At 44.3% G+C, this 11,053-nt stretch carries 7 protein-coding genes; 3 read left to right on the forward strand and 4 right to left on the reverse strand.

What is annotated here, in order from left to right:
- Positions 1-41: 41 nt before the first annotated feature.
- From ACSX1H_RS03590 to ACSX1H_RS03600, 3 genes are all read right to left on the reverse strand, one after another.
- Positions 42-722: a deiodinase-like protein gene (locus ACSX1H_RS03590; protein ID WP_439182275.1), complete on the reverse strand. Its 681-nt coding sequence runs from the start codon at positions 720-722 to the stop codon at positions 42-44.
- Between the two features lie 177 nt (positions 723-899).
- A complete protein-coding gene (locus tag ACSX1H_RS03595) occupies positions 900-1,898 on the reverse strand; it encodes a TRM11 family SAM-dependent methyltransferase (protein WP_439182277.1) in 999 nt (332 codons plus the stop codon).
- Positions 1,899-2,203: 305 nt separating this feature from the next.
- Positions 2,204-3,613, reverse strand: a complete 1,410-nt coding sequence (locus ACSX1H_RS03600) for a M64 family metallopeptidase (RefSeq protein ID WP_439182278.1) — start codon at positions 3,611-3,613, stop codon at positions 2,204-2,206.
- A 177-nt stretch (positions 3,614-3,790) separates the two neighbouring features.
- Between ACSX1H_RS03600 and ACSX1H_RS03605 the strand changes: the two genes are divergently transcribed.
- Positions 3,791-4,258 (forward strand): hypothetical protein, encoded by a 468-nt coding sequence (locus ACSX1H_RS03605; protein WP_439182280.1) that lies wholly within the window; start codon positions 3,791-3,793, stop codon positions 4,256-4,258.
- Between the two features lie 47 nt (positions 4,259-4,305).
- On the opposite strand, the gene asnA is transcribed toward ACSX1H_RS03605, so the two are convergent.
- The gene (gene asnA / locus ACSX1H_RS03610; RefSeq protein ID WP_439182282.1) at positions 4,306-5,343 is read right to left on the reverse strand and encodes an aspartate--ammonia ligase; all 1,038 of its coding nucleotides are present in this window, start codon (positions 5,341-5,343) and stop codon (positions 4,306-4,308) included.
- A 264-nt stretch (positions 5,344-5,607) separates the two neighbouring features.
- On the opposite strand from asnA, the gene ACSX1H_RS03615 reads away from it, so the two are divergent.
- Both ACSX1H_RS03615 and ACSX1H_RS03620 read left to right on the forward strand, forming a co-directional pair.
- Complete coding sequence (locus ACSX1H_RS03615) at positions 5,608-6,297, forward strand: PAS domain-containing protein (RefSeq protein ID WP_439182284.1); 690 nt, start codon at positions 5,608-5,610, stop codon at positions 6,295-6,297.
- A 245-nt stretch (positions 6,298-6,542) separates the two neighbouring features.
- Entirely contained in the window at positions 6,543-11,042 is a 4,500-nt protein-coding gene (locus ACSX1H_RS03620) for an InlB B-repeat-containing protein (protein WP_439182286.1), read from the forward strand.
- The last annotated feature ends 11 nt before the right edge of the window (positions 11,043-11,053 follow it).

The raw sequence follows: 11,053 nt of genomic DNA on the forward strand, positions 1-11,053 counted from the left end.
ATCATGCGCAAAAGTAACAGGGCGTGTGGCTTCATATTTTATTATCGATGACTGTTGGTCAGATTTTTTATGGCTGCTTCCCATTGCTCTACTTCCTGATCATCAAAAGGGCCTTGTGAAGAGCGAAAGCGAATGCTGCCTTCGCCATCGATCACATAAAGGCGCTCGGGTGAGCCAGCATAGAGCTTATCTACACTGTTGTGCATATCATCCAGGGCTACCGGCATCTTTATTTTTTGGGCTTTTATCCAATCTCTGGCTATGGCAGCGCGGTCGGCTAATGTGGCTGGTTGGTCATATACCACATTATCTTTAAGGTTAACAGGAATAAACCAGCTGTTAACCGGGTGCATTTCATACACATAAATGTGCAAAAATGCAGCTTTGTCCTTGTAGTTCTCGTAAATGGTGTTGATTCGACTATTGTGCCGGCGAAAGATGGGGCATGTGTAGCTGCCTAATACCAAAGCCAATGGTTTGCCTTTATAGTTGTCAAGCGAAACAGCTGAGCCATAGCACTCACCAGCTTCGTTAATGGGAGTGACCAAAAAATCAGGGGCCTGATTATTGAGTTGCGCTTTCATGCTCTTCTCTCGCTTGTTGAGGTCGTTTTTAATCTGGTGCCATTTCTGTTCGGTAAAGTCAATGGCTGCCTCAAAAGCTGCCAAATCTTTTGTTAGCAATTCCTGCCTCAGTTGCTCTGTTAAATCTTCTTTCTTCATTGTTAGTTATGACCTGTTGCAGTTAGCGTTATGTTACCTGCGGGTATATTAAGGCTGTTTTATATGTTGCTTCGGTTCCGCCTCTTTGTATTTCAACTAAATTTAATTGCAATAGTTCACTGTTTGCATAAGGTTATTGATTATTTATAAGTTCTTTGCCCTATTTGAGTTTTAAGCTTATAACGAATTGAGGCTCATGCATTCAGTTGTATTTGATGCGCTTACTGCACAAGTGGTTTTTTCACACACCCATATCTTTCTGGTAAAATTTACTTTTCCACTTTTACTCACACTGCAAACATCCGAAATTGTTAATCCGGCCTTCTTAATTAAAAGAGAAATATCAGTGGTGGATACAATAACAAGTCTGTCAGTAATTTTGGCTGTTGATTCGATGATGTGCAAAGTATTGGCATCATCTGAGTGGCTAAAAATATTGTATGGTAAATCGATAATAGCGGCATCATACCGGCTGCTGATGTCTTTGATATCGGAACGGTAAACATTCGATGTGTAATTGAAGTGCGCAAGGTTTGCCCGCGCCTGCCTGCACACCTTCCAGTTAATGTCGCAGCCTTCGATGATATTGCCCGAGAAGCAGGCCTCCAGCATTATTGAGCCCACACCACAGCAGGCGTCCAGCAATGTTTTTTTCTTGTTGGCTTTTGTTGCAATGTTAATCAGGGCTTTGGCAATGTGGATGTTAATCGAATTACTGTAAGCAAATGGCTTTTGCTTGTGTTTATGCCAGGCAAAATTATTTTTCACCAAACTCCCAAAATACCAAACGCCTTCGTGCACACAAAGGGCATAGGTTATGGTGGGATGATAATAATCCGGAGTGCCTTCAATGCTGTAACCGATGTCCTTTAATTTCTCAAGTCGTTTCGCATATTCAGTTGAATCTGCCTCCAGAACTAAATACTCCACCTTGAAACCCTCAACACAGAGTCCTAATTTTTTAATGTTGTTGATAAGTGTTGGGTAATCGTTTGCGCACAGCATTACATCCAGTCTTTTTTTAATAAAGGCACTGGTGGATGGTTCAGCTTTTATGTTGGATAAGAGCTGCTTATTCTTTTCTTCCTGCTGAAAAATGTATCTCGATTCAAGTTTGCATAGCTCACTCTCTGTCTTGTCGTAGCTAAAAAAGTAGATGTGTTTGATTCCCTGCATTTAGTTTTTTGATTGGCTATCCGGGAAGGCGAAGTGCGCGTTAACCTGGTGAGCAGTTTAAATTATGTGTCTGCTAAATTAGAGTTTTTAGGTCAATAAGTTATCCCGACGATAGCTTATGTTGGCTCCTTTGCGGAAAATAATCGCCGGGCAATGATTAGCTGGTAAAATACTCTGCCAGGCTGTTGTTGGGTAGTCGAAAAAGATGAAAACATCTCAGGTTGGAAGTAATGGTGTCAAATGTTAATTTGCCTTAGTAGATAAAAAAGAAAAGGATGCCTTCTCCGGCATCCTTTGTCATTCTTTTATTGAGTGTATTGTTCAATAATTAGTTTAATGGCTCTTTGGCAGGCCGGGCAAAAATGATCGTGCCGCGTAAACATAATGCAGTTCGCCGCACTCCGATACAAGCCATTGGCTTTGTACTGAGCCCCTTCAAAAGCGCCTACGTGGCCACTGTATTGCATGTTAGCCAACAGCTGGTCGTCCCATGCCTTTTTATCGAGGAAGAAATCTTCCATGACTTTTTCCTCCACTTTGGCCTTGCGCATCTCAACCCGTTTCTTTTGAACCTCAATACTGTGCTTATCATACGTTGTTTTTTCCCAAGGAGTTGGGAGCGGTGTATGAGGGGTCAGAAGTTCTTTCCATTTAATTGTTTCGGGATTGGTATTGGCGGTTACATTCAGCTCCCAGGGTTCCAGGTGCTCGGCATCCATTTCATAGGCGGTGGCCGAGGTGTAGTATTCATCAGCCAGATCGGCAAAATGGTGGCCAAACTCGTGTACAAACAGGTACTCCTGAAACGCGTTGTTAACGGCTGCCGTAATGTACAGGTTGTAGATGCCGCCACCTCCGTAAATAGAGTCGTTCATGAGGATGGCTGTGAATTCGTAAGGTACAGCAGCAGAGGCGTTGCGTATGGTTTTGTTATCGTAACCCAGTGCGTAACGCTCCGAGTCGAAAGCCCCATAGGTAACGGATAGGGCTGAGCGGGTATGAATGCCTTGATGTGGATGATTTACTCCTGAATGTGGTGCAGGTGTTTCAACTGCGCGGATGGAAAACTGATGCTTTTGTGAGGCAAAAGGTTCGGTACTCAGCAGTACTTCGGCAAAACGATGGGCATCTTTGTGGAATTTGTCCATGTCTTCCTTGCCATAGCCTTCGCCCAATACAACAATGTCAACTTGTTTTTCGGGTGCGCCATTCACAACGATGTCAAAGGTGTTGTAGTGTTTGTCAGCCGCAGCGCGAAAGGCTCTGTGGTGATTGGGATCAACCTCATAGGTCCACACCGGGTCGAAGCCATTACGGATGTTGCGCTTGTAAATAGTCACATCAACCTTATTTTTAGGCCAGGGGAAGCGCAGTGATTCATGGAAACTACCCCAGTTCTCTTTGGCTTCGGGCGTGGTTTCCCATTCGCCGTATATGCTTGAATAGCCTCGTGAATAGAGGATCTTGCCGCTGGCCGGATCCTTCACTTCAAAAAAGTATTTCCCTAACCGGAGTTCATCAATTAAAACCGTTTTACTGCCGGCCCATTGGCCATCGTTAACCATTTGATCAAAAGCAAAGTGCTCTTCGTGGGCTGTGCCAATGTGATTATAGTCGAGGCGCATGGTTGCGTTGGTAAAATGCTGTTGGTACTGTGCTGCAGCCATAATTGTTGACAACAAGACCACAAGTGATAATAAATATTTGCGATGCATACGATTTTAGTTTTGAGTTTAATAGAGTGCAAGTTAGTGAATATGCAAATGGGAAAAAGTGTTTTTTGTCATTACAGCCTGGCTGGACTGGACTTTAGTGCACGTGAGGCACTTCCCATTCGGTTTTGGGGTGCTTTAAGCTAATATTATTATCTTCAAGTCTATAAACCTCTGCCGATGAAAAACGTAACTAGCTGCTTTGGAAAAACCTTTGGACCAGTTGGCTCCTTTAGTGGAGTTGTTCTGTTTACTCTAGGTGTAGTATTCTTTATAATGGGCTACCTGGGAGCAATTATTTTGGTGCTTATCGGTGCGTTTATCGCTTTTACAAAGCCATATACAACCATCGATTTCGAACAAAGAAGGGTGCGCAGCGGCGATCTGCTGTTTGGTGTTGCTAAAACAGGCAAGTGGCAGAAAATACAAGCGGATATGCAAATTGGGTTTTGGCACTCAAATAAGGTCTACCGGACATACAGCAGAAGCAACAGGGCCTTGGATATTACTCAGGAGCAGGATCTGATTTGCTTATTTGATAAGCGTGGAAAGAAGCTGATGAATTTGCAACGCCTTGACAATGCAACGAGTAAAGATGTTGAATTGGATCGCTTGTCAAAGCTCATGGGCATCGAACGGATGGGGTAAGAGAAGCTTCCTTAGCATCTGCCAGATACTAAGGAAGTGTTGGATAGTTATACAAGAATAATTTTATTTTCCTTACAGGTTTGTCGCATCTCATCCGGCCAAATGCTCGACTGAATTTCACCAATATGGGCTTTGCGCAGGAAAAACATACATAGGCGCGACTGACCAATGCCGCCTCCAATAGACAGGGGCAATTCTCCTTTGAGCAGGCGTTGGTGAAACAGCAGTTCAGCCCGTTCGGGGCAGTTTTCGATGGCCAATTGCTTGTTCAAAACCTCGGGACTCACACGGATTCCCATCGAAGATATCTCAAATGAGCGTTCCAGAATAGGATTCCATACCAGTATATCGCCGTTGAGTCCATGATAGCCGTTAACGGTTGAGGTACTCCAGTCATCATAATCAGGAGCGCGGCCGTCGTGTTTCTCTCCGTTCGACAGTTGGTGGCCGATACCAATAATAAATACAGCTCCATGCTCTTTGGCAATGGCATCTTCGCGTTCTTTGGGTGATAGCTCGGGGTATTTATCCAGCAGATCCTGCGATTGAATAAAAGTAATGGTTTCGGGCAGGATGGGCTGAATAGCCGGATAGCGCTCAAATACCACAAATTCGGTGCGCTTCATCACCTCGTATATTTTTTCAACAATGTATTTCAGGTAATCCAGGTTGTACTCTGCGCTTGATATATGGCGTTCCCAGTCCCACTGATCCACATAAAGAGAGTGAATGTTGTCCAGCTCCTCATCGGGGCGAATGGCATTCATATCGGTATAGAGGCCATAGCCCTGTTCAATCTCATAGTCGGCCAGCATCATGCGTTTCCATTTGGCCAGCGAGTGCACGACTTCAGCTTTCTGATCATTAAACTCTTTAACCGGAAAGGCCACCGGGCGTTCCGTTCCGTTCAGGTCATCGTTGATGCCGGTTCCCTTCATAACAAACAAAGGAGCTGTGACTCTGCGTAAGCGTAATTCAGCTGAAAGGGCGGTCTGAAAATGATCTTTTATCGTTTTAATAGCATGTTCGGTTTGTTTTAAATCCAAAACAGGCTGATAGCTTTTAGGTATAAATAGTTGTGCCATTCTATATTGTAATGATAAATTATTATTAAAAACGATTCAAAAGTAATGAAATAAAAGCAAAAGACAATAAAAATAGTACAATCTAATCAAATACACCCAAATATGATGACAGATAGAAAGATGACGAGTGCTTATTCTTTGGAACGGACTGTTGGTGATTAGGCGCTCATGCTGTGAAATGTTAGCCGTCAACTAATTATTAAGAGATGAACAAAATTTTAGTATTTTCGGCATGCCTTAAAACTCTGAATCTACTTTGTGAATATGAAGCTGACTGAATTAATGCATTCCATTGAGAAATCTGCCTCCAATACGACTGGCCACTTTCTGCTGTCGTTGCAAGGGGTTATTCTGGTGTGTAATGGCTACGGTGCGCGCCTGTTCAAGTTTGCTTCTCCCACGCAATTGATAGGGCGGCACCTTAACGACCTGGTGCCCGAAGAGTTTGCCAGCCACCTTCCCGAAGAAATTACAGAGGAACATTTAACCAATGGGCAGTTTTTAGAGCGTGTGAATGTTTGTGCAGATGGCGAGCTCATACCCACCCTGGTTAAGACCCAGCGGGTACGAGTGGATGACTTGCAGTTGATTGAGTGTTTTATCCGGTTGAATGAGGCGGCTGATGAGCCTATTAAAGCCCTTCGGTACCGACAAACGGCCGATCTGCTCAAGTGTGAAGTGATGCGACTAAAGCGGCAGGTTAGTCAATCGAAGATTCAGGCCTTAATTGATCAGCGCCTGGTAAAAGCTGCTTGTCGCCTTCAGATACCATTTACACAGGGCGACCTCTTATTTTGTTCCTTGCTTACAAGTGGCTTATCCACTAAAGAGATAGCCGAACAACTTAACATTACACTGGCATCGGCCTATAAGCAGCGTAAACGCATCCGCAAAAAGTTAAGCTTGCCTGTGGAAACCAACCTCTATCATTACCTGATAAGTATTATTGACTAAGCCAGCAGATCAACTTACTGCTTTTCTCGTTTTACATCGAGCAGCTGTGCCTTTAATGTTGGCAGTATTCCCTTGAGCAATTGACCCCATTTTGTCCCCATTCTGTTTTTGTTGTTTCTGAGCAGCCTCAATACTTTCGTGGCCACAGGCATTGACCCACTCAACACCCAAAGCGGAGAGCACTTGCTGTTTTTCCTTTTTTTATCTGTGTCAATGTACTTCATCAACTTTAATTGATTCAAATTATGAAAACATCACACCTGAAGAGAAAAGGTCGAAGCATAGCAAAATGCTGTATGCTGGTATTGCTAAGTATCTTTTTTACACATTTTACTATTGATGCTCAAAGCACCACAGAAACCCAGCCCGTGAAGCCCACTATGGGTGATGGCAGCGCGGAAAATCCCTGGCACATCGAAAATCTGGCCCACCTCAGGTGGTTGTCGGAAGTGTATGAATATAATAAAAATGCACAAAGCTACACACTGATAGCCAATATTGATGCTGCCGAAACAAAGACCTGGAATGGGGGTAAGGGCTTTCAACCAATTCCTTCGTTTTATGGGCAATTTATGGGCAATGGCAATACCATCAGTAACCTTTATATTAATAGACCAGATGAACAGTATGTGGCCTTATTTTCGCAAGTATCTGATGCGACTCTGAAAGGACTTATTTTAGAATCCGTTGATATAACAGGTGGAGAATTCGTGGGAGCTTTGGTTGGTTCTTTGGGTACGTATACAAAAATGACAAAACTGAAGCAATGCAGTGCTAGTGGTAAGGTTACAGGCAAGAAGTATGTAGGCGGCTTATTAGGTAGTACACTTAATGCTTGCGTGGAATTGTGTTATGCAAAAGTTGAGGTTACAGGCGAGTCTGCTATAGGTGGTTTTTCGGGTCGCATAACAAGTGGGGCTTTGGTATATAACTGTTTTGCGCAAGGCGAGGTTTATGGCCCCAATGATGAGGTTGGTGGATTTGTTGGTTTGGCGGATTATAACGGCCGGATAAAAAATTGCTACTCTACCACGCCTAATGTCGGTTTTGTTTCACGTTTCTCTGCAGCTACAATAATTGATTCTTATTTTGTTGGAGCAGGGGTGGATGAAGGAGCTACCGGGTTATCGCCCGAACAGATGGCCGATCAGCAACAATTTGAGGGCTGGGATTTTACTGGTGTTTGGGGCATGGCGGTCCTGGATGAGTTAGCACCGGGGCAAACCTTGCCGTATTTCAACTGGCAGCTGGGTAAGCACGAGCTGTCAATAGCAGCTAACCAGGCCGAAGTGGAAGTAACAGGTGATGGGCACTATGACCCGGGCGATCAGGTGACCTTGTCGGCTGCAGGTGCCTACCCTTTCTTGCACTGGGAGTGTAAGGGAGAGGTGCTATCCAGTGAGCCTACCTATAGCTTTGCTTTTGGCAATGAGCCCATGCCGGTAAAGGCTGTTTTTGGTGAGGCCATGTACAGCTATGGCGGAGGCGATGGTACAGCCGGTAACCCTTTTCAAATAGATGATTATACCCACCTGTTGCTGTTGGCCTATAATATGGCTGATTGGGAAAAGAACAGCCATTATAAGTTAACGGCTGATATTGATATGACGCCTTTAACTTTTAGTAAAGGGTTCTTACCCATTGGAAATGGGGAGCTATTTTTCTCCAGAAAGGTATTTAAAGGGCAGGTGAACGGGAACTTTAAAACGATTAGTAACCTGATGGTGAACCGAACTGATTTTTCTAAAATTGGATTATTTGGTAAGGTTGATGCATCGCTTATCCGGAATATTGGACTTGAGGATGCAACTGTTAATGGTCAATCTCAAACAGGTGCTTTAGTGGGTGAGGCAGTAAATACGCTTGTGCTTAACTGCTATGCTACAGGAATTGTTACAGGCGAGGATGAATTGGGTGGACTTATAGGAGTACAAAGAGGTTCTAATTCCTTTTTAAAGAACTCATATGCCGACGTGCAGGTAAATGGTAAGAATTCAGTAGGAGGCCTTATAGGTTCTAATGGTGGTGAGATAGATAATGCCTATGCACATGGCGAAGTTATTGGTTTTGATTGTGTGGGTGGATTAATTGGAACAAATTACTCCCAACAGGTGGTGAAGACATATGCAAGCGGGGCTGTTACAGGGACTGGTAAAGCAGGAGCTTTGGTGGGAAGTAATCCTTACGGCCCTGCAATACACGACTCATATTATCTTGAGTGCGCTCTGAATAATGGCATCGGTCAGCCACTGGCAGAAGATGCCTTTGCATTGGCAACTTCATTTCCGGGGTGGGATTTTAAACAAACATGGACCTTTTTAGCGCGAAATAGTACAAGTGGGCAACAGATGTACCCTGCTTTTCTCTGGCAAACGGGCCTTGAAGAGTTAACGATTATTTCCAACTGTAAAGAAGTGGAGCTAATTGGCGCCGGCCATTATAAAGCAGGCACAAAAGTGGAACTGTGGGCCACGGGCGCTTATGCCTTTAGCCATTGGGAACAAGATGGTGTAAAGCTATCGGACCAAAACCCGTTTATTTATACGCTTGAAAGCGGTGGCGCTACCATTAATGCGGTGTTTGAGGCCGAGATATATCCCTTAGGTGGCGGACAAGGCACTCCGGAGGCCCCTTATCAGCTTGGGGAGTTAACTCAGCTGTTGCGTTTAGCTTATGATCCCTTGGTGTGGGATAAGCATTTTGTTCTTACTCAGGATATCGACATGAGTAATTATCAATTTCCGGCTGGTTTTAAGCCGATAGGATCAGCTAATATACATCCCACTATCAAATATTTTAGCGGAACACTAAATGGCAATGGTAATGCCATAAGGAACCTTTATATCAACAGGCCTGATGAGTCTGATATTGGATTGTTTGCGAACATTAACAAGAGTATGATTAAGAATATATCTCTAATTAATGGAGAAGTTAAAGGACTTAACGGTGTAGGTTTGCTTGCAGGAAGTAAATTAATATCAAAATTAACCAATATAGTGTGTTCTGGACATGTTGAAGGGCAAAACTATGTTGGTGGTGTTTGGGGGTATAACCGAGATATATACCTTGTCCAAGGGAGCAAAAATAATGTTGAACAGGTGCGGGTTGAGGTATCTGTTAAAGGAAAGAACTATGTAGGTGGAGTGGCCGGAAGCAGTTGTTGCCAGCTCCAATTAACTGCGGCTTTTGTTCAAGTGAATGGAGCAAGCACGGTTGGTGGCTTGTTAGGTGAATCTTCAAATGGTAGAACAGAAAACAGTTTTGCAATTGGAACAGTAACAGGAACGGGTTATAACATAGGTGGATGTATCGGCCGTGGTTATGGTTACGCTGGAGGTGTTACAAACTGTTATGCTTTTACTGATGTGCATGGTGATAAATGGGATGCCGGGGGATTGATTGGTGCAGGTTTTTCAAATGATTATATTGTAAGCTCTTATCGCAAAGAAGGAGTTGGAGGAGAAAGGAATACCCGTGGTACGGCAATGGCAGCAGCAGACTTTGCACAGCAAGCTAAATTTATTGGCTGGGATTTTAAGGATGTGTGGGTAATGTGGACCGATGACAATGGCATCAGGTCACCACGTCTGCGCTACCAGTTACCTGGTTTAATACCCGTATCCATACAGGTCAATGGAGGCCGGCAGCAGCCTTTGGCTGGTGTTCAGCTCAATATCTCATCGGTTGGCCAACTTACAACGGATGAGCAGGGGAAGGTACAATTGGAATTACATGCCAGAGACTATCGTGCCACCATAAGCGCTAACGGTTATGCAGCTATGGAAAAAACATTTGCTGTATCGGCCACGGAGGCAAGCTTTGCCTTAAACCTGATGCCTGTGGAATACACAATCACCTATCAGCTCAATGGCGGTGTTAATGCTGAGGGTAATCCAGTTGCATATACCGTTGAGGATGAGTTGTTGGAAGTGTTGCCTCCGGCTACCCGCGCAGGTTATGCCTTTAAAGGTTGGTATAATAATGCTGAATTCACAGGTGAGCAGGTGACAACTATTCCACAGGGCAGCACTGGTGATTTGGAGCTGTTTGCTAAGTGGGAGCCCATTGCTTATATCATCATTTATCAACTGAACGGCGGGGCAAATGCTGAGGGTAATCCAATAATGTATACCATTGTTGATGAGTCTATTAGTTTACAGCCGGCTACGCGCGCAGGCTATGCTTTCAAAGGTTGGTACCATAATGCTGAATTCACAGGTGAGCAGGTGACCTCCATTCCACAGGGCAGCACGGGCGATATGGAGTTGTTTGCAAAATGGGAGCTGATAAGCTACGGCATCACCTACCAACTCAATGGCGGTGTTAATGCTGAAGGGAATGTGATGAACTACACCATTGAAGATGAAATGCTAAGCCTACAGCCAGCTACCCGCGATGGCTATGTCTTTAAAGGTTGGTACAGTAATGCTGATTTTACAGGGGAAGAGGTGACCACCATTCCACAGGGTAGCACGGGCGATATGGAGTTGTTTGCGAAATGGGAGCTGGCCACATCTGTCAGCGAGCTAGAGGAGACAAGTAAATTATACCCTAATCCGGCTTCGGGAAGTGTTAATATAGAAGCAGAAGCCAATACGCTGGTTGTATTCTACAATGTATCGGGTCAGCTTGTGAAGCAAGTAGTAGCGCTTGGCGGTGCGGAGGTCATTAGTATTGCCGATTTAAAACCGGGACTTTACATTGTGCGGCTGGGCGATGAATATATCCGTCTTTTAGTGAAGTAGTCGCTAATGAA

The organism is Carboxylicivirga taeanensis (genome assembly GCF_051851475.1).
GTDB lineage: Bacteria > Bacteroidota > Bacteroidia > Bacteroidales > Marinilabiliaceae > Carboxylicivirga > Carboxylicivirga taeanensis.

Bases quoted from the DNA above. Each gene is read 5' to 3' on its own strand.
- ACSX1H_RS03595 (WP_439182277.1), bottom strand. From the start codon at position 1,898: ATGCAGGGAATCAAACACATCTACTTTTTTAGCTACGACAAGACAGAG.
- ACSX1H_RS03590 (WP_439182275.1), bottom strand. From the start codon at position 722: ATGAAGAAAGAAGATTTAACAGAGCAACTGAGGCAGGAATTGCTAACA.
- ACSX1H_RS03600 (WP_439182278.1), bottom strand. From the start codon at position 3,613: ATGCATCGCAAATATTTATTATCACTTGTGGTCTTGTTGTCAACAATT.
- ACSX1H_RS03605 (WP_439182280.1), top strand. From the start codon at position 3,791: ATGAAAAACGTAACTAGCTGCTTTGGAAAAACCTTTGGACCAGTTGGC.
- asnA (WP_439182282.1), bottom strand. From the start codon at position 5,343: ATGGCACAACTATTTATACCTAAAAGCTATCAGCCTGTTTTGGATTTA.
- ACSX1H_RS03615 (WP_439182284.1), top strand. From the start codon at position 5,608: ATGAAGCTGACTGAATTAATGCATTCCATTGAGAAATCTGCCTCCAAT.
- ACSX1H_RS03620 (WP_439182286.1), top strand. From the start codon at position 6,543: ATGAAAACATCACACCTGAAGAGAAAAGGTCGAAGCATAGCAAAATGC.